Source organism: Empedobacter sp. EJD.6dd, assembly GCF_057369435.1.
Window position 1 is genome coordinate 18634 of the sequence record NZ_CM170667.1, and the last position, 22421, is coordinate 41054.

25 protein-coding genes and 3 tRNA genes are annotated in these 22421 nt (G+C 30.7%); 17 read left to right on the forward strand and 11 right to left on the reverse strand.

Translation table 11 applies throughout. The features are described 5' to 3' along the window. Positions 1-7 precede the first annotated feature (7 nt). Complete coding sequence (locus tag AC2I98_RS00105; RefSeq protein WP_486412629.1) at positions 8-730, forward strand: RDD family protein; 723 nt, start codon at positions 8-10, stop codon at positions 728-730. Positions 731-760: 30 nt separating this feature from the next. Continuing rightward, positions 761-1132 carry a YchJ family protein gene (locus AC2I98_RS00110; RefSeq protein WP_486412630.1) on the forward strand — a complete coding sequence of 124 codons (372 nt, stop codon included), beginning with the start codon at positions 761-763 and terminating at the stop codon, positions 1130-1132. Between the two features lie 31 nt (positions 1133-1163). On the opposite strand, the gene AC2I98_RS00115 is transcribed toward AC2I98_RS00110, so the two are convergent. The 6 genes from AC2I98_RS00115 to AC2I98_RS00140 form a co-directional block, all read right to left on the reverse strand. Beyond that, positions 1164-1625 carry a PEGA domain-containing protein gene (locus AC2I98_RS00115; protein WP_486412631.1) on the reverse strand — a complete coding sequence of 154 codons (462 nt, stop codon included), beginning with the start codon at positions 1623-1625 and terminating at the stop codon, positions 1164-1166. A 96-nt stretch (positions 1626-1721) separates the two neighbouring features. After that, the gene (locus AC2I98_RS00120) at positions 1722-2558 is read right to left on the reverse strand and encodes a tetratricopeptide repeat protein (RefSeq protein WP_486412632.1); all 837 of its coding nucleotides are present in this window, start codon (positions 2556-2558) and stop codon (positions 1722-1724) included. Positions 2559-2686: 128 nt separating this feature from the next. Further along, positions 2687-3016 (reverse strand): hypothetical protein, encoded by a 330-nt coding sequence (locus tag AC2I98_RS00125; RefSeq protein WP_486412633.1) that lies wholly within the window; start codon positions 3014-3016, stop codon positions 2687-2689. Between the two features lie 64 nt (positions 3017-3080). After that, positions 3081-3794, reverse strand: coding sequence for a nucleotidyltransferase family protein (locus AC2I98_RS00130; RefSeq protein ID WP_486412634.1), 714 nt, complete (start codon positions 3792-3794; stop codon positions 3081-3083). 1 nt (position 3795) lies between these two features. Then, complete coding sequence (locus AC2I98_RS00135) at positions 3796-4218, reverse strand: RapZ C-terminal domain-containing protein (RefSeq protein ID WP_486412635.1); 423 nt, start codon at positions 4216-4218, stop codon at positions 3796-3798. After that, positions 4211-5227 carry an aminoglycoside phosphotransferase family protein gene (locus AC2I98_RS00140; protein WP_486412636.1) on the reverse strand — a complete coding sequence of 339 codons (1017 nt, stop codon included), beginning with the start codon at positions 5225-5227 and terminating at the stop codon, positions 4211-4213. The genes AC2I98_RS00135 and AC2I98_RS00140 overlap by 8 nt, the downstream gene beginning before the upstream one ends. Positions 5228-5358: 131 nt before the next feature. Between AC2I98_RS00140 and AC2I98_RS00145 the strand changes: the two genes are divergently transcribed. Further along, complete coding sequence (locus AC2I98_RS00145; protein ID WP_486412637.1) at positions 5359-5796, forward strand: hypothetical protein; 438 nt, start codon at positions 5359-5361, stop codon at positions 5794-5796. Between the two features lie 77 nt (positions 5797-5873). Continuing rightward, a complete protein-coding gene (locus AC2I98_RS00150) occupies positions 5874-6509 on the forward strand; it encodes an NAD(P)H-dependent oxidoreductase (protein WP_486412638.1) in 636 nt (211 codons plus the stop codon). 53 nt (positions 6510-6562) lie between these two features. On the opposite strand, the gene AC2I98_RS00155 is transcribed toward AC2I98_RS00150, so the two are convergent. Together AC2I98_RS00155 and AC2I98_RS00160 are read right to left on the reverse strand one after the other, a co-directional pair. After that, on the reverse strand, positions 6563-7921 hold the full coding sequence (locus tag AC2I98_RS00155) for an acyl-CoA dehydrogenase family protein (RefSeq protein WP_486412639.1): 1359 nt from the start codon (positions 7919-7921) through the stop codon (positions 6563-6565). A 68-nt stretch (positions 7922-7989) separates the two neighbouring features. Then, entirely contained in the window at positions 7990-8946 is a 957-nt protein-coding gene (locus tag AC2I98_RS00160) for an NAD-dependent epimerase/dehydratase family protein (RefSeq protein ID WP_486412640.1), read from the reverse strand. Positions 8947-9287: 341 nt separating this feature from the next. Here AC2I98_RS00160 and AC2I98_RS00165 point away from each other — a divergent pair, with 341 nt between their 5' ends. The 9 genes from AC2I98_RS00165 (at position 9288) to AC2I98_RS00205 (ending at position 17497) form a co-directional block, all read left to right on the forward strand. Beyond that, positions 9288-11309: a M13 family metallopeptidase gene (locus AC2I98_RS00165; protein ID WP_486412641.1), complete on the forward strand. Its 2022-nt coding sequence runs from the start codon at positions 9288-9290 to the stop codon at positions 11307-11309. A gap of 52 nt (positions 11310-11361) precedes the next feature. Next, positions 11362-11646: a rhodanese-like domain-containing protein gene (locus AC2I98_RS00170; protein WP_486412642.1), complete on the forward strand. Its 285-nt coding sequence runs from the start codon at positions 11362-11364 to the stop codon at positions 11644-11646. A gap of 167 nt (positions 11647-11813) precedes the next feature. Beyond that, a complete protein-coding gene (locus AC2I98_RS00175) occupies positions 11814-12395 on the forward strand; it encodes an RNA polymerase sigma factor (RefSeq protein ID WP_486412643.1) in 582 nt (193 codons plus the stop codon). Positions 12396-12397: 2 nt separating this feature from the next. Next, on the forward strand, positions 12398-12610 hold the full coding sequence (locus AC2I98_RS00180) for a hypothetical protein (RefSeq protein WP_486412644.1): 213 nt from the start codon (positions 12398-12400) through the stop codon (positions 12608-12610). Between the two features lie 10 nt (positions 12611-12620). Then, complete coding sequence (locus tag AC2I98_RS00185; RefSeq protein WP_486412645.1) at positions 12621-13439, forward strand: mechanosensitive ion channel family protein; 819 nt, start codon at positions 12621-12623, stop codon at positions 13437-13439. Positions 13440-13753: 314 nt separating this feature from the next. Then, positions 13754-14023 (forward strand): 30S ribosomal protein S15, encoded by a 270-nt coding sequence (rpsO, locus tag AC2I98_RS00190; protein ID WP_486412646.1) that lies wholly within the window; start codon positions 13754-13756, stop codon positions 14021-14023. A 140-nt stretch (positions 14024-14163) separates the two neighbouring features. Beyond that, entirely contained in the window at positions 14164-16350 is a 2187-nt protein-coding gene (locus AC2I98_RS00195) for a polyribonucleotide nucleotidyltransferase (RefSeq protein WP_486412647.1), read from the forward strand. A gap of 66 nt (positions 16351-16416) precedes the next feature. Continuing rightward, complete coding sequence (locus AC2I98_RS00200; RefSeq protein ID WP_486412648.1) at positions 16417-16590, forward strand: hypothetical protein; 174 nt, start codon at positions 16417-16419, stop codon at positions 16588-16590. Positions 16591-16981: 391 nt separating this feature from the next. After that, entirely contained in the window at positions 16982-17497 is a 516-nt protein-coding gene (locus AC2I98_RS00205; RefSeq protein ID WP_486412649.1) for a hypothetical protein, read from the forward strand. A gap of 54 nt (positions 17498-17551) precedes the next feature. Here AC2I98_RS00205 and AC2I98_RS00210 read toward each other — a convergent pair whose 3' ends face one another. From AC2I98_RS00210 to AC2I98_RS00220, 3 genes are all read right to left on the reverse strand, one after another. Continuing rightward, the gene (locus tag AC2I98_RS00210) at positions 17552-18124 is read right to left on the reverse strand and encodes a pentapeptide repeat-containing protein (RefSeq protein WP_486412650.1); all 573 of its coding nucleotides are present in this window, start codon (positions 18122-18124) and stop codon (positions 17552-17554) included. Positions 18125-18377: 253 nt separating this feature from the next. Beyond that, positions 18378-18752, reverse strand: a complete 375-nt coding sequence (locus AC2I98_RS00215) for a VOC family protein (RefSeq protein ID WP_486412651.1) — start codon at positions 18750-18752, stop codon at positions 18378-18380. A 159-nt stretch (positions 18753-18911) separates the two neighbouring features. Continuing rightward, entirely contained in the window at positions 18912-19826 is a 915-nt protein-coding gene (locus AC2I98_RS00220; RefSeq protein ID WP_486412652.1) for an N-acetylmuramoyl-L-alanine amidase, read from the reverse strand. A 145-nt stretch (positions 19827-19971) separates the two neighbouring features. Here AC2I98_RS00220 and AC2I98_RS00225 point away from each other — a divergent pair. The 4 genes from AC2I98_RS00225 to AC2I98_RS00240 all read left to right on the forward strand — a co-directional run bounded on the left by AC2I98_RS00225 (position 19972) and on the right by AC2I98_RS00240 (position 22305). Next, positions 19972-20055 (forward strand) — tRNA-Ser (locus AC2I98_RS00225). Positions 20056-20084: 29 nt separating this feature from the next. Beyond that, positions 20085-20159, forward strand: a tRNA-Pro gene (locus AC2I98_RS00230). A 27-nt stretch (positions 20160-20186) separates the two neighbouring features. Continuing rightward, positions 20187-20260: transfer RNA gene (locus AC2I98_RS00235), tRNA-Arg, on the forward strand. Positions 20261-20838: 578 nt separating this feature from the next. Next, complete coding sequence (locus tag AC2I98_RS00240) at positions 20839-22305, forward strand: amino acid permease (protein WP_486412653.1); 1467 nt, start codon at positions 20839-20841, stop codon at positions 22303-22305. The last annotated feature ends 116 nt before the right edge of the window (positions 22306-22421 follow it).

The following is a 22421-nucleotide window of genomic DNA, read 5'->3' on the forward strand; positions in this document are numbered from 1 at the left end:
CAAATATATGAATAAACTTTTAGTCAATACACCACAAAACGTGCAAATCGCTTATAATATTGCGCCTCTCGGAAAACGATTGCTGGCTTATATTATCGATATGATTATTCGAATAATATTAGTCTACGCATTATCCTATTTTTCTGAATTTGTACCAAATAGAGACGATTGGTTTCGAATGGGAATTTATAGTGTAATTGGATTCGTATTTTTACTTTATCCTTTGATTTTAGAGATTTTGATGAAAGGTCAAACCATTGGAAAATGGATCATGAAAATTCGTGTCATACGAATGGACGGAAATCGTGCTAATAATTTTGACTATTTTTTGCGTTGGGTGATAGGTATTGTAGAATTATTTTTATTTACAGGGCTTATTGCTTTAATTACAATGATTGTCAATAAAAAAGGTCAACGTTTAGGTGACATCGTTGCTAATACGTGTTTGATTGATTTGAACCCGAAATTAGATTTATCACAAACAATTTTTGCTGAAGTTTCAGAATCGTATAAGATTCGTTTTCCCGAAGTTTATCGCTTATCTGATCGTGATATCAATATTGTAAAAGAAAATTTCACATCTGCTTTGCAGAATAATAATTATGATATTTTATTGAAATTAACCCGAAAATTAGAGGAGATTATGGATGTAAAAAGCGATGGTTTAGGAAATATTGATTTTATTCAAGTCGTTATTCAAGATCATTATCATTATCACAAAGACAAGTAAGCTGTATCTTTGACCAAAATTTAAAACATAATGAATTGTCCTTGTTGTTCAGGAAATGAATATGCAACTTGTTGTGAACCTTTTCATTTAAACAAAGAAAATCCGAAAACTCCCGAAGAGTTAATGCGTTCGCGCTACGCAGCTTTTGCACTGGTTTTACCAGATTATTTAGTTGAAACGACACATTCTTCTACGCAAAAAGATAATAATTTTAGCGATATCGAAGATTGGGCAAAATCGAATAAATGGTTAAAATTAGAAATTGTTTTTGCAAAAGAAAATAAAGTTAGATTTAGAGCTTATTATCAAGACAAAAAAGGTGAAATCTACGAGCACGACGAACTTTCTACATTTGTACAAGAAAACGGCAAATGGTTTTATGTAGATGGTGAGTTTTATTAAATATAAAAGCCTCTTTATTAGAGGCTTTTCTTTATTTTTTTAATTGAGCAACTTTCTCCCAAGAAGGATCGATATCTAATTTTACAGCAAAATAAATATTGTCACCTTTTTGTTTAAATGCAGTTCCTTGCGCCATCTCTGCTTGAATTTGTTTAGGAGTTAATCTAAACATAGCTCCAGTCGCAGGATCTACGATAAATCCAATAATTCCGCCAACCATAATATTTCCTAAATACCACGCATTAAATTTCTTTGTGATTTTAGTTTCAAAAGGCTGATATCCGTCTAAAACAATTTTAACATCATAATTGTTTTTACGAGCTAATTTTGTTTCGATTGGTGTTTTTCCTAACTCAACTTCGTTGATGTATACTGTTGCTTCTGATGGTGTACTTGCGAAGCTAACTTTCTGTTTAGAACCAGAAATAATTGTTGCGCAGCTTGTTAAAGATAACAATCCGCCTGCAAATAAAGCAATTGTAAATTTTCTCATGTGTAAGAGGTAATAATGTATATACGTTAATTATTTTCCGCAAAAATAGTTGAATAAAACTTTTACACAAATTTTATTTTAATAAGTAATTTATTTCTATAGTTTTTTCAATTTATCATGAATTTCTAACGCATAAATTTCAAGAAATTTCTCATTATATGGATCATGATCCTTGTACCCTTTATTTATTAAATCTAAACTTTTATTATAATTTACTTTAGCTGAATCTTTCTGATTAGTAAGTCGGTACGTTTCGGCTTTATAATAATAGGCTTCCGCAATATTTTTATCCAAAGAAATTGTTTTGTTGTAAAAGTCTATAGCTTTTTCATAATTTTTTTGATCCGCTTCTATTTTTCCACGATACGTATACATTCTTGGATAAACATTATCTGGATTTTTTTCCGATGCTACAAATTTGTCATAATAAACAACTGCCGAATCGTAATTTCCTAAACCTTGATGACAAATTCCCATCAAAAAATAGATATTTTCACCCCAAGGATATTCAGTAGTTTTTGATAATTTATCTAATCGATGAAAATCTTTCAATCCATTTTCGTAATCTTTAAATCTCAACTGTTTTATCCAGCCAGCATAACCTAAATAATCTCTAGGGTTCATTTCAATAACTTTATCTAATCGTCGCATGCCTTCTTCATTTTCGCCTCGTTTATTATAGGCAACCGATGATTCCCATAAAATTTTTTCATTTTTTGGATTCGTTTTTATTAAATGATCTAGCATATATGCTGAATAATAACTTCCTTGGGGACCAGCAGCTAAGTCAAATTTTGTTTTTAGTGGAGAGAAAAAATATAAATAGAAACAAAATAAACAATAAATAAAAATAGGAATTGCTATGATTAATTTAATCGTACCAAAAATAATTCGCCATGTTTTTGACTTAAAAAATGTCTTCAACTTTCCCATCTTTTAATTTTATTTGAATTTGATAATATGAATCTTCATCTTTCCCATTCCAATCCTTTAATTGCTAAATAATTGAAACAATTTTCTTTTGCAAATCGTCAGAAATTTCAACCTTTTTATAATCTTGATTAACAGCTTTTTATTCTGAAATAACCAATTTCATTTTTACAATTAATTACAAAACGTACATTTATATTTCCAGAAAAATTAGGGAAGTTTAATTGATGAATTGGTTCAGAAATTACTTTTCGTATTCCATAACGTTCAGTTCTATAACCTGCATCAGTACTATAATATTGATAAATTGTAGAAGAACAAGGCTCGAAAGAAGTACCTTGGTCGATAATTTCTTTTTTATCTATGTTTCCAACTTTTGTTTTGAAAGAAAAGTAAAAAAGTACAGCTAAAAATGAAGCTGCAATAATGGTTAAATAAACAAAGTAATTAATGTATTTCATTCGGTCTAAGATATATAATTTTAAACAAAAAAACTCAATTCTATGAATTGAGTTTGATGAGATTTTATTTAAAATACTGTTCGGCTTCGATAACACTTTCTGGTCGACCAACATCGATTAAAATTCCGCCCGAATGATCAAAACCAATGATAGATTCAGTTTTCATCAAGTTCATATAAACTTTCATAATAGAAAATTTACCAGTTTCGGTTATTTTATTGAATAAAGTTGGATTGATGATATGAACTCCACTAAAAGCTAAATCATTTAAGTCATCTAAAGAATCAACAGCTTTTATTTCTTCTTCCGTTTTCAGATGTCGCCAACCTTTTAATTCTTTTTGTTCATTGAAAAATAATTTTCGAGACGAATTTCTATCCGAAACAGCTAAGGTAACCAACGCACTATTTTCTTGATGGGCTTTGATAAAATTAGTTAGATTTAGATCGGTTAAAATGTCAACATTCATCACCAAAAAATCTTCTTCAAAATTAGCTTTTGCTTTTACCAAACCACCACCAGTTTCAAGAACTTGATCAGTTTCGTCTGAAATAGAAATTTCAATTCCGAAATAATTATTTTCTTCTAAAAACTCAATGATTTGATCTGCAAAATGATGCACATTTATTACTATTTCATCAATTCCGTAAGATTTTAAATATTCGATATTTCGCTGTAAAAGAGGTTTTTCATTTACAACGGCTAAAGCTTTGGGATGATTGTCTGTAAAAGGTTTTAAACGAGTTCCAAGACCCGCTGCAAAAATCATAGCTTTCATCTTAATACGCTTCGTTTATCCAATTTTTTTCTTCTTGTACAACATGATGTAAAGTTACTTGCGCTTCGGGAAATTTTTCTTGAATATGTTTCGCTGTAGCATCAGCAGAATAAACCGAACGATGTTGTCCGCCTGTACAACCAAAATTGATTTCTAAATTCTCGAAACCACGTTGCAAATAATCTTCGATTGAAATATCAATTACTTGAAAAACACCTTCCAAAAAAACGGCGATTTTAGTTTCAGTTTCTAAATACTTTTTAACGTCTTCGTCGCGTCCTGTTTGTGTTTTATATGCTTGTATTCGCCCTGGGTTTAGAATTCCACGACAATCGAAAACGAAACCTCCTCCATTACCTGTTGGATCTGTTGGAATTCCTTTTTTATATGAAAAACTACGAACGTTGATGTTTAATTTAGCCATTTATTTTATGATTTACACGCTCTAACGTTGTTGGAAGAACGAGGATTTTTATAATATGTTTTAATTCTGGATAATTCTGTAAAATAGGATAATCGATAATTGATTCAAGATTTTTTAGACCAAACGAAATACTGTCTACAAAATGCTTTTTTTGTTCAATCAAACCTCTCAAACCATATGCGCCTAAAACTTGTAAAAGTCTTGCAACAACACAATATTCATACGATTGACGAAAATCTATTGGAACCAAAGTTGGAATTTGTTTCTGCAATTGTTCGTAATAAAATTCGTACAATTCTTTCTTAAAATCGAAAGGTAAATTGGCTTTTGCTTGCCAAATTAATGAAACCAAATCATATACAACTGGACCATACAAGCCGCCTTGATAATCGATAAAATAAGGTTCGTTTTGATAAATCATTATATTTCGCGTCTGAAAATCTCTGAAGACAAATCCTTGTGGAGAAAGTTTATCAAATTGAGAAGCAAAACGATCAAAATCTTTGATTAATTTTCCTGCATTATAATCAATTCCTAAAACATCTAAAAAGTAAAAATTAAACTGGAATAAATCCCTCAAAATTAATGTTTTATCTAGTTTTGGATACGAAAATGTATGGTTGAAATCAATCTGATTTTTTCCTTGAATTTGAGCAATTGCTAATTTTTCTAAAGTTTTATAATAATAAGGTTTTGCTTTTTCAAGATCATTCAACACAAGATTCATTAATGTTTCATCACCTAAATCAGTTTGTACATATGTTTTGAAATCTTCTGAAACTGAAATGATTTCTGGAACATTATCAATTACTTTTTTTAGATCTAATGAAAACTGAATGAAAACTTTATTCTCTTCTATATTTGTGCTTTCTGCCAAAATATATGATTTATTTTGATCAAAAAATCTCGAATAAATACGCGAAGAAGCTCCACCTGAAAGTTGTGTTAAACTTTCGATTGCTTTTTGAGTGAAATTTTCTTGTAAAAATTGAGCAGTATTATTGTTCATCAGAATATTTTGCGAAAGTTACGCATATCAGAAATGATTTAAAAATATTTGTTTGTTGTAACCTTTTTCAAAAAATTGCATCTATTTAGAAAATAGAAAACTGATATGAAAAAATAGCACTTATTATCGCAATGATTTCGTTACAATCATGTATTACAGTAAAAGTGAATGCAGATGTAGATTCGAATAGTTTTTATGCAAAAACAACAAATCCAAATATTAAATCACAAGGAACTTTTTTTGAAAATGGAGTAGGTGATTCGAAATGGTCAAATTCAAATGGAGACAATTGGACAAAAGCAAAATTTGAAGATGCTTCTGGAACGAGTTATATTAAATTGAAAGTTTCTAAAAGTTTAACGGCTAATTTTCATTCGAATATAAGAATTGAGGGAGAATTACATTTTGAGGTTGTGGACAAAAATCAGAATGTTTTATTCACGCGTCATTTAACAAACTCGAAAGAAGAAAATTTCACACTTGATTTACCTTCAGGTGAATATCAAATCCGTTGGAAATCGACAAATGCTACAGGAAGTTATTTTTTGGAATGGAAAGAGGAAAAATAACATAAATTTTAGCAAATTTTTAAGTTAAATAATTCGTTTTTTGATGTAATTTTAGAAAGATATTTAAATAAATAATTATGTCATTAATCGATGATTTGAAATGGCGTTATGCCACAAAAAAATATGATCCGTCTTTGATTGTTGAAGAAGAAGACGTTAAAAAAATTGTTGAAGCGGCTCGTTTAGCACCAACTTCATCAGGTTTACAACAGTTTAGAATTCTTGTGATTAAGAACAAAGAATTACAGAAAAAAATAGTTCCAATTGCTTACGATCAGCAAGCAATAGAAGATTGTTCACATTTATTAGTATTTGTTGCGTGGGATCGTTATACGGAAGATCGTATTGATGCGATTTATGATTTTACGACAGATGAACGTGAATTACCAAGAGGGCGTTTTGGTTCTTATACAGATAAATTGAAAGGAATTTATTTGCCACAAAGTCCAGAAGAAAATTTTGCACATACAGCACGTCAGGCTTATATTGGATTAGGTTTTGCTCTAGCGCAAGCTGCTGAATTGAAAATTGATAGCACGCCAATGGAAGGTTTTGATAATGCTGAATTAGATGATTTACTTGATTTGAACCAGAAAGGAATGAAGAGTGTTTTATTACTTCCTTTAGGGTACAGAGATAGTGAAGATTGGTTAGCTCCGATGAAAAAAGTGAGAAATCCGATGAAGGATTTTGCAACGAAATTATATGAATAATTAAAAAAGGATTGAGTTTTCTCAATCCTTTTTTGATTATATTTTTTTTGAAATTATACAAAAGCACTAAACCCTGTGATCGATCGACCAACAATAAGCGAGTTAATTTCTTTTGTTCCTTCGTAGCTATAAATAGCTTCTGAGTCTGCTACAAATCGAGCAACATCATGTTCTAATAAAATCCCATTTCCGCCCATTACTTCTCGAGCTCTCGAGACCACATCTCTTGTTCTCATTGTACAAAAAACTTTTGCTAAAGAAGCATGTTCGTCTAATAAAATACCTTCGTCTTGCATTTCTGATAATCTAAAAACCAAGGTTTGCATTGCCGTTAAGTTAGATAACATTTCGACTAAATGTCCCTGAATCATTTGAAAAGAAGCAATAGGTTTACCGAATTGTTTTCGAGTTCTAGTATAATCTAAAGCGCTTTCGTAAGCTCCTCTTGCACAACCAGTCGCCATCCAAGCAACTCCTGCACGGGTCATTCGTAATACTTTTCCTGTATCTTTAAAAGAGTTAGCATTCTGCAAACGATTTTCTTCTGTAATGAGACAATCTTTTAGTGTGATCAATCCATTCTGAACAATACGTAAAGCCATTTTTCCTTTAATTTTTTCAACGGAAAAACCTGGATTGTCTTTTTCTACAATAAATCCTTTTACTTCTCCATCATCTAAATCTCTTGCCCAAATAATAACTAAATCAGCAAATGTTGCATTACCAATCCATTTTTTTTGCCCATTCAAAATCCAACCTTCAGTAGTTTTTTTACATGTCGTGGTTAAACCTCCAGCCGCTCCAGAACCAACTTCGGGTTCAGTTAAACCAAAAGCACCAATTTTTTCAAATTTCTGCATTTGAGGTAGCCATTTTGCTTTTTGTTCTTCAGAACCGCAAATGTAGATTGAGCCCATTGATAAGCCAGATTGCACACCAAAAAAAGTAGCGATTGAAGCATCAACACGAGCCATTTCCATTGCTAAGACACCTTCCATGATAAAAGGTAAATTTGGACATCCATAACCGTCGTAAGTAACGCCACAAATATTAAGTTCTTTAAATTTAGAAATTAATTCGAAAGGAAATTGATCGCGGAGCCAATAATCATTAACAATTGGTTTTACCTCTTTTTCCATAAACGCTCTTACTTTTAGTTGTAATGCTCTATTTTCTGGACTAAGGGTATGAAAAACATCATAAAAATCTCCATCAATTGGAGGTAATTCTTTTTGTTTTTTGTTTGGATTTAACATTTTCATCATGCCTTGAAGTTGTTTATCATCAAGTTTTGAAAAGTTTTCCATTAATAAAGGTAAATCTACTTTTTGTGAAATTTTATTTAACTGTTCTAAATCAACAGACTTTAGTAGATGAATGATATTTTTTAAATTAGAGAATGCTCCTGACATAATTTGTTGGTTTTAAACAAAAAAATATCAAAGAGCATTCCTAAAATATTATGTTGTAAGAAAAAAAATTAAGCTTTAGCTAATTTTACTTTCAAATTGTCTAACATTGTAGTTGTCATTTTATCAATGTCAAATTTTGGAGAGAATCCCCAATCTGCTTTTGCAACAGAATCATCGATAGAAGATGGCCAAGAATCTGCAATTGCTTGACGGAAATCTGGAGCATAATCAATTGTAAAGTTTGGAATAAGCTTTTTGATTTCTGCTGCTAAATCTTCTGGTGCAAAACTTAATCCACCTAAATTGTATGATTTAAATTCTCCTAATTGTTTTGGATCAGCTGACATTAATTTAACAATTGCATCAATTGCATCATCCATATATAACATTGGTAAATAAGTTCCTTCTTTTAAGAAAGATGTATATTTTCCGTCTTCGATAGCTTTATAATAAATGTCAACAGCATAATCTGTAGTTCCTCCGCCTGCAGGAGTTTTCCATGAGATAAGACCTGGGAAACGAACAGAACGTACGTCTACATTATGGTTTTCTTGATACCATTTACACCAATATTCTCCTGATAATTTAGAAATTCCGTAAACAGTAGATGGTGTTTGAATTGTATTTTGAGGTGTATTGTCTTTTGGAGTGTCAGGTCCGAAAACACCGATAGATGATGGCCAAAAGATTTTATCGATTACTTTATCTTTCGCTAATTCTAAGAAAGTAAGTAATGTGTCCATGTTTAATTTCCAACCGAACATTGGATTTTTTTCAGCTGTACCAGAAAGAAGCGCGGCTAAATGATAAACAGTTTTGATATTATGTTTTGCAATGACTTCTTTTATTCTTTCTACATCCATTACGTCAATTACTTCGTAAATTCCATCGTAATCAACATCTTTAGGATCGCGTATATCAGAAATAATTACATTATTTTTTCCATGAATGGTTTTTAATTTTTCGGCTAATTCAGAACCAATTTGTCCTAAAGCACCGGTGATTAAAATCGTTTCGGTTTCCATTTTAAAAAGTTACTTTTGTTTGTGCCCAAATTTAAAAATTTTCTATTGAATATTAATATGATAAAATAATATTTAGAGATTAATACAGAATAACCTCTATTTATGTTAAATAAATGAAACTTGATTGTTCTAATTAGAATTTTTTTCTGTTTATGGAAGTCATTCCAAAAAAAAAATCTTGAGCAAAATTGCATTCATTGTTTATAGAGCATGTGATTTTATTTTGAAATCGTTAAAAAAGAGTATAAAATCTCCTTAACATTTCTGAACTTTATTTAGTAGATTTGTAACAAAGGTCGATGAAATATCGACAAATCGTATCAAAAATACTTAGTAGAAATATGAAAAAACAACTATTTATTGCTGCATTTGCTTGTACGTCTGTCTTAGCAATTGCACAAGAATCGTATCAAGCTTTCAATCCAAATTATATGGATAAGTCAGTTCGTCCACAAGATGATTTATATAATTATGTAAATGGTAATTGGATGAAAATCACAGAAATTCCTTCTGATAGAGCAAGATGGGGGAGTTTTGACGAGTTGAGAGAAAACACAGATAAAGTGTCGTTGAAGTTGGTAAAAGATTTGTTGAATAATAAATATGCACAAGATTCTAACGAACAAAAAATATCTGATCTTTACAATGCTTATACAAATATGGATGCGCGTAATTCAACAGGTTTAGCACCAATTCAGAAATATTTTAAGCAAATCGACGCAATCCAAAATTTAAAAGATTTACAAACATATTTAACAGAAGTTACACCAATCGGTGAGAACCCATTTTATGGAGTTTCTGTTTATACTGATATGAAAAACAGTACGCAAAATGCTGTTTATTTAGGAAGTGTTGGATTAACGTTAGGTAAAACGTACTACCAAAAAGAAGATGCTAAAAACACTGAAACTTTAGCAAATTTAAATCAATATATTGATCAAGTTTTTCCTTTTACAGGATCTAAAACACGTGATTTAAAGGGACCAAAAATTGTTGCTTTCGAGAAAATGATGGCTAAATATATCAAAACAGTTGAAGAAAGTCGCGATCCAAACAAATCATATAATTTAATGACATTAACAGAAGCAGGTTCTTTTTCTAAAAATGTTGATGTTGTGAAATTTGTTAAAGCTTTTGGAATTAATCCTGATAAAGTAATTATTCGCGAATTAGATTATTACAAAAATTTAGATAAAATTATTAATCAAGAGAATTTACCAATTATCAAAGATTACTTAAAATTCAAATTGATTGATTCTTTCTCTAATTCATCTACAACAGAATTAGAAAAAATAAATTTTGATTTTTATGGTAAAAAATTATCTGGTCAAAAAGAGCAAAGAGCTTTAGATAAAAGAGGTTTGGCTTATGTGAACGGAACGGTTGGTGAGTTGTTAGGACAAATTTATGTAAAAGATAACTTTCCACCAGAAGCAAAAGCGAAAGCACAAGAATTGATTAGTTATTTATTTAAATCATTTGATATGCACATCAATAATTTGGAGTGGATGTCGAAGGATACAAAAGTGAAAGCGATTGAAAAATTAAATAAATTTACAGTTAAAATTGGTTACCCTGATAAATGGAAAGATTATTCTGGATTTAAAGTTAAATCAATTAAAAACGGTGGTTCTTTAATTGAGAATAATTTAGCATACAGTCAATGGAGATTTCAAGATAATTTGAAAGATTTTGGAAAACCAGTTGACAAAACACGTTGGGGAATGTCTCCACAAACAGTTAATGCTTACTTTAATCCAACAAATAACGAAATTGTATTTCCGGCAGCAATTTTACAAGCACCATTCTATGATTATAGAGCAGATGCAGCTGTTAACTTTGGTGGAATTGGAGCAGTTATTGGTCACGAAATCTCTCACGGATTTGATGATTCAGGAGCAAAATTTGACGGAGACGGAAATTTGGTTAACTGGTGGACACCGCAAGACGAGGAAAAATTTAAAGCAGCAACAGGTGCTTTAGCAAAACAATATGATGCTTACGAACCAGTAGCAGGAACTCATGTAAACGGAATTTTTACATCTGGCGAAAATATTGGAGATTTAGGAGGAGCTTCTGTTGCTTTTGATGCATTACAAATGTATTTAAAAGACAAAGGAACTTACGGAAATATTGATGGATATACGCCTCAACAACGTTTCTTCTTATCTTGGGCAACAATTTGGAGAACAAAAGCTACAGACGAAGCATTAGTAAATCAAGTAAAAACAGATCCACATTCACCTGGATATTACCGTTCTTTTGGACCTATCATCAATATTGATGCGTTCCACGAAGCGTTTAAAACAAAACCAGGAGATAAATTGTACAAAGCACCAAAGGATCGTATTAGAATTTGGTAATATGCTTGGCAAAATTATTGATTGGATAAAAAATAGAAAAAGAGTTATTAAAATGACAACAGTAGAAGCAATAAACAATGCTAATGTAACATTAGTAGACGTTCGTGAACCTTATGAATTAGAAACGGAAGGATTTGTTCCAAATGCAATCAATATTCCATTAGGAGAAGTTCCTACGAGAGTAGAGGAATTCAAAGAAATGTCTAGACCAATTGTTGTATTTTGTAGAAGTGGAAACCGTTCTGGTCAAGCTGCACAATATTTACAAGCACAAGGAGTAGAGGATATTTTTAATGGAGGAGGTTTTCAGGATGTTTTAGATGTTTTGGAAAAATAATTCGTAAATCATTATTATTTTATAAAAAACCGATAAATTTTTATTTATCGGTTTTTTTTATTTTATTGTATATTAGATAGATATTCGTTTAAGTTAAAATAGTTGAAAATTATTTAAAAAAAAGTGAAAATAATGAGTGACCAAATAGGAATAGGTGTGTCTTAATAATGAAAGCAGTTAAAATGTCAAAGGATCCATTAGAACATTTAGATGATGACATTTTGGTGTATAAGATTGTCGAAACAAAAAATCAACATTTGTTTGGAGTATTATATGATAGGTATGCTCATATAGTTTACAATAAATGTCTAAGTTTTGTAGAAGATCAAGCCGAAGCACAAGATATGACACATGATATATTTGTTAAGTTGTTTGTTAAACTTAAAACTTATCAGTCAAAATCTAAATTTTCAACTTGGTTATTTTCTTTTACATATAATTTTTGTGTCAATCATATACAACGCAAAATAAAAGAAGAAAGAAAAAAATATTCGGTAACGGATGATTTGATTGATAATTATAATGAAGAAATAATTGATGATAAAGAAATTTTTGAATTAAAAATCGAAAAACTAACCCAATCTTTAAAAAAATTAGAGGTAGAAGATAAATCTATATTACTAATGAAATACCAAGACGAATTTTCTATAAAAGAAATTTCGGAGACTTTAGAGATTGGTGAAAGTGCAACAAAAATGAGATTAAATAGAGCAAAAAATCGTTTACTAAAAATATATAATGCTTTGTAAAAATGGAAAATCCTTTTAAGACTATACTAGCCAACGAAAAGCTTCCAGATACAATAAAGCAAAAAGTAATGGATGATGTTGCTTTAATTAAACTATCATTGGAAGTAGCCGATTTGGTTTCAGTAAAATACCCAAGTACACTTGGAAATTTCTTTGGAATAGGCAAAAAGAAACCAACCAGCCAATCGAACAAAAAAGATAAAGAAGATAACTAGAATAAAGAATATGAATATAGGTTTAAATTTTAGCTTGTTAGAGAGTTTATATCAAGAAATGGTACTGATATTTCCTAAAGTTGTAGGTGGTATTGTATTTATCATATTGTCTTATATCTTGCTAAAATTAATCTTAGTTTTGACCAAATACATTTTAAAATTATCTAAGATAGATAAATTAAAAAATGCATTAAATAATAGCGAAGCGTTGAAAAACTCTTCTATTGAAATAGATCCGGCCAAGATTATTGTTCAATTTGTAAGATTGTTTATCATCTTATTAATTATCATTATAGGTTCAGATATTTTTGGATTAACAGTTGTTTCAAATCAAATAGGACGGATTGTAGATTATTTGCCTCAATTTTTTAGTGCGGTGTTGATTTTTGCAGGAGGTTTTTACTTAGCAAATTATATCAAAATGTTTTTGAGAAGTCTAATCAAATCAATTGATTTTAATGGAGCGAATATTATAAGTAATATAATTTTTTATATCATCCTTATTTTTACAATTATTACTTCACTAAACCAAGCTGGAGTTAACACAGATTTGATTACAAATAATCTATCATTGATTTTAGGTTCAGTGTTTCTTACATTAGCCATTGCATTTGGATTAGGTTCTAAAGATATTATTTATAGATTGTTATTGTCTTTTTACACCAATCGAAATTTTGAAATTGGACAAAAAGTAATTGTAGAAGACAATGTAAAAGGCGTGATAATTGCTATTAATAATATATGTATGACCATACAAACAGATAACGAAAAAGTAGTGTACCCGATAAAAGTAATCACAAATAAAAAAATACGAATTATAGAAGATTAACCTTAACCAAACTAAACCTATTTACTAATTATTAACCCAACCAAACGAATTACTATTAAAAATCAAGCCGACTTTTAACCTACCAACCAAAAATCGTGAAAGCTCAAGTCTTTTACAACCAAACAAACCTTTCGATTTAGTAGAAAATAATAATATCACTTTCTATTATCTATTAAATCAAACTAAACCAAATTTACAAGAGACCAAACCAACCAGAATGGTCTCTTTTTTTATCTTAAAAAAATAATCAATTAATTATAAAATTAGTTGTACATTTGCACCTCATTACATAATAATTATTAAACAATATTGGCATGTACTTAACATCAGAAGTAAAAAGCGAAATTTTCGCAAAGCATGGTAAATCTGCAACAGATACAGGGTCTGCAGAAGGACAAATCGCATTATTCACTTATAGAATTAACCATTTAACTGGTCACTTAAGAAAGAATATCCACGATTATAACACTGAAAGATCTTTAGTTATGTTAGTTGGTAAGCGTAAAGCATTATTAAACTACTTAAAGAAAAAAGATATCACAAGATACCGTGCGATTATCGCTGAATTAGGATTACGTAAGTAATTTTAAACACAATATAAAAGGGCAATTCCGTAGAAATTGCCTTTTTTTTTGTTATAAATCAAAATAAGATATATATCTTTATATAATGCAGTTAAAGCAAACGGCTTTGACTTTAGACGAATTAAATACTAAGAAGACGAATGATTCCACAGGCGATCACAGAAAAAATTACTCTTTCAGACGGAAGAGAAATCACAATCGAAACAGGGAAATTAGCTAAACAAGCTGACGGATCTGTGGTTGTACGCATGGGCGATACCATGTTATTAGCTACAGTTGTAGCAAACAAAGAAGCGAATCCAGGTGTAGACTTTTTACCTTTAACGGTAGATTACAGAGAAAAATTTTATGCAGGAGGACGCATCCCAGGAAACTTCTTCAGAAGAGAAGCAAAACCATCAGATGATGAGGTTTTAACAATGCGTTTAGTTGACCGCGTATTGCGCCCAATGTTCCCAGAAGATTTCCACGCTGAGGTTCAGGTAATGATTTCTCTTATTTCTTATGACAAAAACGTAATGCCAGAAGCTTTAGCTGGTTTAGCTGCATCAGCAGCCATTGCAATTACAGATATTCCTTTCACATTAATTTCAGAAGCTCGCGTTATTCGTTTGAATGGTGAGTTGATGATTAACCCATCAAAAGAACAATTAGAACAAGCAGATATCGATATTATGGTAGGTGCTTCTAAGGATTCTGTTGTAATGGTAGAGGGTGAAATGAGCGAAATTTCTGAGCGTGAAATGTTAGACGCGATTGAGTTTGCTCATGCGGAAATCAAAAAACAAATTGAAGCGCAAGAAGCTTTAGCAATTAAAGTAGGAAAATCTACTCCAAAACGTGAATATAGCCACGAAACACACGACGAAGAAATCCGTGAAAAAGTTTGGGCTTTTGGATACGATAAATACTATGATATTGCAAAACATCCATCTGATAAACATGAAAGAGGTGAAAAATTTGCACAAGTTGAAGCAGATTTCTTAGCTCAATATGCTGATGACGAAGAAGAGTTGGCACGTGTAACTCCTTTTGCTCATATCTATTTCCATGATGTACAAAAAGAAGCAGTTCGTCAATTAATCTTAAACGAAGGAATTCGTTTAGATGGACGTGATCCAAAAACGATTCGTCCAATTTGGTCAGAAGTAGATTATTTACCTTCAACTCATGGTTCTGCAATATTTACACGTGGAGAAACTCAAGCATTAGCTACAGTTACTTTAGGATCTTCTAAAGATGCAAATATGGTTGATGGAGTTGTTACAAACTTCGACGAAAAATTCTTTTTACACTATAATTTCCCTCCATTCTCAACAGGTGAAGCTCGTCCATTAAGAGGAACTTCTCGTCGTGAGGTAGGACACGGAAATTTAGCTCAACGTGCTTTAGCTCAGATGTTACCAGACGATTGTCCTTACACAGTTCGTATCGTTTCTGAAGTATTAGAATCTAACGGTTCTTCTTCTATGGCAACTGTTTGTGCAGGAACATTAGCAATTATGGATTCAGGTTTACAAATGAAAAAACCAGTTTCAGGTATTGCAATGGGATTAATCACAGATACAAAATCAGGGAAATTTACAGTATTGTCTGATATCTTAGGAGATGAAGATCACTTAGGAGATATGGACTTTAAAGTAACAGGAACTGCAGATGGTATTACTGCTTGTCAAATGGATATTAAAGTTCAAGGTTTATCTATGGAAATCATGGAAACAGCCTTATTACAAGCAAAAGAAGGTCGTGAGCATATTTTAGGTAAATTATTGGAAACATTACCAGCACCTCGTCCACAATTGAAACCAAATGCACCAAAAGTTGTTGTAGTTGAAATTCCAAAAGAATTTATTGGAGCAGTTATCGGACCAGGAGGAAAAGTAATTCAAGAATTACAAAAAGAAACAGAAACAGTTATTGCAATTACAGAATTAGAGACAACAGGTCGTGTTGAAATTAATGGTGTAATTCAAGAAAATATCGATCGTGTTATCGAAAGAATTAAACAAATTGCATTTGTTCCAGAAGTGGGAGCAACTTACCATGCAGTTGTTAAATCGATTAAACCATTCGGTGCTTTTGTTGAGATTTCTAAAGGTGTTGAAGGTTTAGTTCATATTTCTGAATTAGAACACAGACGTCTTGAAAAAGTAGAAGATTCTGTAAACATCGGTGATAAAATTGATGTTAAATTCTTAGGTTACGATGATAAAAAGAAAATGAAATTATCTCGTAAAGCTTTATTGCCAAAACCAGAGAAAACAGAAAAACCTGCTAAACCTGCAGAAAAGAAAGAGGATAAGCCTCAAGATAATACAGAAGCTTAATTAAGTTTTTATAATAATTTATAAAGTCCGGGATTTTCTCGGACTTTTTTTGTTTACATTTATTGTATGAATAAAATATTCGCTTTATTGTTTATCATGTTAAATGTGCAAGTTTTTGGTCAAAGACAAGTAGAAGTGATAGAATCTTATATTATAGATCAAAACATAGAAAATAAAATATCTGAAAATGTGATTAAAAATGAACGATTTAAACATATTTTAATTAATATTTTAAATTAATTGTTGAAGAGGATATTTATGATGAAGAATTAGAAAGTTTTCTAATTGTAAAAAATGAATTTGATTTAAATAATATTCATTTATTAAATTCAAAAAAGCATAAATTTTTATTAGATCATATAAATAATAAAAACACTAAAAGAGAGTTTTCAAATGTGATCTTCTCTAAAAATGGAAATTACGCTATATTTTATGAAGATGAGAAATGTAAAGGTTTGTGTGGAGGAGGAAATTTAATTTTGATGGAGTTAATTAATGGAGAATGGAATTTTAAATCAGTAGTATATTCTTGGGTGGGGTAAATACTATTAGAAAGTAAAGCTTGAGAATTTTCTTGTTTTTTTAAAAAATAAATTATTTTTTTATGTTTGCAATATATAAATACAATAATATGAAAAAGAAAATATTATCTCTATCATTAATTATTTTAGGATTAATGAGTGTTAATGCACAAGAAAAAGGACATTTTAAAGCAGGAGCACATGTAGGTATTCCTATTGTTAACATAGACTTTGGTTATTCTGTTAATTTAGGAGTTGATGTAGCTTATGTTTGGAGATTGAATAAAACTGTAGAATTAGGTGTTACAACAGGTTTTTCTAATTATTTTGGAAAAGATGAAACGCTTAGTTTTATGGGAAGTTCATATACTATTGAATTTGATGATGTTCAAATTATTCCAGTCGCTGCAACAGCTAAATTCAATTTAACGCCTAAATTCTTTTTAGGAGCAGATCTTGGATATGCTTTTTTATTGAATGATGATTCCAATACTGGAGCAATATATTATCAGCCTAAAGTAGGCTTGGATATTAAGCAATCAGAAGTTTATCTTTCATATAAAGGAATGGCTAAAGATGGGACAGGAATAGGTTCTATTAACTTAGGATATGCTTATAATTTTTAAGAGAAATATTACAGTATAAAAAACCATTTTCTTTATATGAAAATGGTTTTTTATTTATTCTATTTTCAAACCTAAATGTTGTACTAATCCAATCAAATTCTCTTTTGAAAAAATGGCTCCTTTCAATTGATTTTCATTAGGATTAATCCTAAAATTATAAGATGTTTTTAGATTTGCTTGTTTTAAATTTGTTTGATCAAATATTGCGTTCGAAAAATTACAATTATTAAAGTAAGAATTACTTAAATCGGAATAAGAAAAGTCAACATTTTGTAAAGAACAATCTATAAATTTCGACTTTTTAAGTGGTAATTGATAGAACGAAGAATCGTTTAAAATGCATTGATTAAAACTAACATTTAACCCAAATTGATTGCATTCTTCTAAATTAAAACCAATCATTTTACAGTTTTTAAAATCAACTTGCTGAAAACTTGTATTGATAAGTTTTGTGTTGCTCAAATTACACTCTATAAATTCGCAATTGATAAATTTTGCATCGCTCAAATCTAAATTATTGAAATCGCAGTTTATAAATTTACAACTTTCATAATCTCCAATTATATCTTGAATTTCAGTAAAATTTTGTTGAAAAAATTCTTCTTCGTAATGGTAATTGATTTCCATCGTTTATTTTTTTACAATTAAATTTTTTAGTGCTACCCAAATAATTATAATGATCAGATCAATATATATAGCCACTTTTTGTTGATCAATAAGTGAACATAAATTTTTGCCAGTAACAGAAGAAATACACGTTTCTACTCCGTTTGTTTCGTATTTAATACTTACCATTGTATTGATAATTAAATAAAAAACAAAAGGAATAATAAGAATAAGTAGAATTAAAATAATGTTGTAATATCGTTTTGGTAGCATATTAATCTTCGAATGTAATTTCTATTTCTTGACCAAATTGTAGAATATAACCATTATTGTCATATATCGCAAACTCGCGCATATCCCATTCAAATGTTTCAATTTCGTACACAATCTCGCAATCATTTTTTACTTGGTTCCACAATTCATCTACATTATCCACTACAAAATAAAAAGAACCTGTAAAAGTTGCTTGTTTAAAATCTGCACCTTCATTTGGATAAGCTAACATAATTTCTACATCATCTTTTTGCAAGCATGCCCATATCCAATCATCATTTTGTTCCACAATTTTAAAACCTAATTTTTTATAAAATTTTGTTGTTTTCTGTAAATCTTTCGTCCAAATTATTGGGCGCAAACTTTTAAAAGCCATGTTTTATTATTTTGGTTAAAATTACTTTAATTTTTCTTAATTCTCAATTAGCTTTTAGATGATATATATGACTGAGTTGATGTTTTATAAGGAATTACAAAACTATTTCCATAAAAAAACTCCTAACAAGTAGGAGTTTTATGACCAATTCGTAATTGATTATGGATTATATTTTTTGTTTAAGGCTTTCAAAATTGCCCAAGTCTCAGCATCTACAACACCATCATATTTTTCTGGACGGAAATGCATTTGAAATGCAACAATAGCATTTTTCGTTTGTGTATCAATTATTCCATTTGTAGGAACATTGTAACCATATTTTTTAAGATCAGTTTGTACCTGCGTAATAAAAACCGAGCTTGTTGTATCCCAAGGATATTGAGGCATAAATAAATATTTGTCAGTATCATCGTACCAAGCACCAACACCATAATCTGTGTACAATTTTTTCCATGGGAAAAGTGGACCTGGATCTGGTTTTCTACCAGGCGCAATATCAGCATGCCCCACAACATTAAAAGGAGAAATATTGTAACGTTTTATAATATCTTGTGCTAATTCACCTACTTTTTTGATTTGATAATCTGGATAAGGTGTAAAATTTGGAGATGCATCTGTGCCTTTATTTCCAAGATTAACAATTTCTATTCCGATAGAAGAGAAGTTTAAATTGTCTAAACCTTTCCAGTTACTTACTCCAGCGTGCCAAGCACGTTTTGTTTCGTCAACCAAAAGATTAATCGTCTTATCATCATAATCATTAACCAAATAATGTGCACTTACATCTTTTTGAGTTAATACTTTTAACGATAACTCTGTATTGATAGCTGTGTAATGCAACACTAAAAATCGTACACGTTCGTCTTGCGAAATAGATGGATAATAATCAGTTGTTACTTTGTACTTGTCAAGCTTTGCTGCTCGAGTCATTTCCGGTTGATCTGTTTTTGAATTGATGATGACTGTATCACGAATTACTTTTGTAATCGTTTTTGGTGGAACTGTTTTAGTTGCACAACTAGCCAAAATAAAAAAACATGAAATAGCCGAAAATACTAATCCTTTAACATTCATTCTTTTAGTTCTAAATAGTCTTTTAAGTAGCCAAAATTAAGCCAAATATTTTAATATTTTTTCAAAAAAGACTTGTTTTGCAATAAAAGTCAGGTTATATTTGCAACCGCTTTATGAGACTAATGTAGTCTTATTTATAAGAGTAGGAGAGGTGCCAGAGCGGTAATGGAGCAGATTGCTAATCTGTCATCGGGAAACCGATGCCAGGGTTCGAGTCCCTGTCTCTCCGCTTTTTTAAAGCGAAAGAAAAACACCATTCGGGGTGTAGCGTAGCCCGGTCATCGCGCCTGCTTTGGGAGCAGGAGGTCGCAGGTTCGAATCCTGCCACCCCGACGAATTTTAGTAATAAAATTTTGGATTGGTCCAGTAGCTCAGCTGGATAGAGCAACTGCCTTCTAAGCAGTAGGTCTCAGGTTCGAATCCTGACTGGATCACAATCTAATAAAAACCCATACTTATAGAAGTGTGGGTTTTTTGTTTATACATTGATTTTTTTACTTTTATTAAATGACGGTACTGCTTAATTTGGAATATTAAAAATTGTTTTTCTAAAATCACTCGAACTGACGAATTTTAATTCAAAAATGCACAATAGGGAGTATGAATATCATATTTTATACGATTAAGGTCTACATTCATCAATTTTTATGCAAATCTTGGAAGACCAATTCTATCATTGTTTTTTTCTCAATGTTCTAAAATATAGCCATCTTTTGAATAATCTTACCAATTTCTATTCATAGCAAATACAATTTTCTTATTCGAATTATATTCTTGTGTAAAAATCAATTTATGAATTATATTCTTGACAAATCTATTCATCTAAATATAGTTCTGAAATTTTGATTATTTGCTGAATTACAACTATATTCAATCCAAATTGGTAAGACTTATAAGGCAGAAAAACTGCAAAAAAACGAATAACTTTGCACCACTTAAAATCAATATTAGTAGTCGGGAAAAGGGTATAAAAACTCGAATTACTAATAAAAAATGAATTAAATATTAAAAAATGAGTGATAACATTCAAGAGTCTAAAATAAAAAGAGGATTAAAAGCCCGACACCTTTCCATGATTGCTATTGGTGGTTGTATCGGAACAGGATTGTTTATGGCGAGTGGAGAAGCTATACAACAAGCCGGACCTGGAGGTGCTCTATTAGCTTATGGTGCAATTGGTATCATGGTTTACTTTCTAATGACTTCTTTAGGTGAAATGGCTACTTATTTACCTGTTTCGGGTTCATTCAGTACATATGCTGCTCGATTTGTAGATCCATCTTTTGGTTTTGCTTTGGGCTGGAACTATTGGTTTAATTGGGTTATTACAGTGGCTGTAGATATATCTATTGCAGCCTTAGTCATATCATATTGGGAACCTATGCAGTTTCTACCCGCTTGGGGTTGGAGTATAATCTTTTTTGCCATTATATTCTTGCTAAATACCTTGTCTGTAAAAGCCTATGGCGAATCAGAATATTGGTTTTCTTTTATAAAAGTAGTGACTGTAATCATTTTTATCATAGTAGGGTTGCTAACCATTTTTGGAATAATGGGAGGAGAATATATTGGATTTAAGAATTTTACTATTGGAGATGCTCCAATATTGGGGACAAGTTTTGATGGTAAATTACTTTCAGTTTTAGGCGTATTCTTAATTGCTGGTTTCTCCTTTCAAGGAACTGAGTTAATTGGTATTACAGCAGGAGAATCAGAAGATCCAGAAAAGAACATTCCAAAAGCCATTAAACAAGTATTTTGGCGTATTGTAATCTTCTACGTATTAGCAATATTTATTATTGGATTAATCATCCCTTATACAAGTCCGCAGTTATTAGGTGCAGACATTACAGAAGTTGCTAAATCTCCGTTTACATTAGTATTCGAAAGAGCACATTGGGCGTTTGCAGCTGCTTTGATGAATGCTGTAATTCTTACTTCAATTTTATCAGCAGGTAACTCAGGTTTATATGCTTCTACACGTATGTTGTATGCCATGGGTAAAGATGGATTAGCTAACAAGAAGTTAGGACGTGTAAACAAACAAGGTGTACCTATATTAGCTTTATTAGTTACAGCTGGCGTAACACTACTTTTATTTTTCGTACAAAATACACACGAAAATGCAGTAAACCTTATTTTGGCAGCATCTGGATTAACTGGTTTTATTGCGTGGTTGGGTATTGCAATTAGTCACTACCGTTTTAGAAGAGCGTATACTGCACAAGGAAAAAACGTAAACGATTTAGTATACAAAGCGAAATGGTTTCCTTTCGGACCTTTATTTGCATTAGTGCTTTGTATCTTGGTTATTATAGGACAAGACTCAGAGCTTATATTCAAAGGTGTATTTGATTGGAAAGGAGTGGCGATTACGTATATGGGAATTCCATTTTTCTTGTCGTTCTATTTATACCATAAGATAAAGTACAAAACAAAACTAATTCCCTTAAAAGAAGTAAACTTAGATAAGGACTAAAATATATACTGATATAAATTAAAATTCTTTCAGAATTCTATTCGAAATATTTTGTGAAGGTATAATTTAAAAATTATGGGAATTAATTTGCCAAACTCTTGTCAAGATCACCCAAA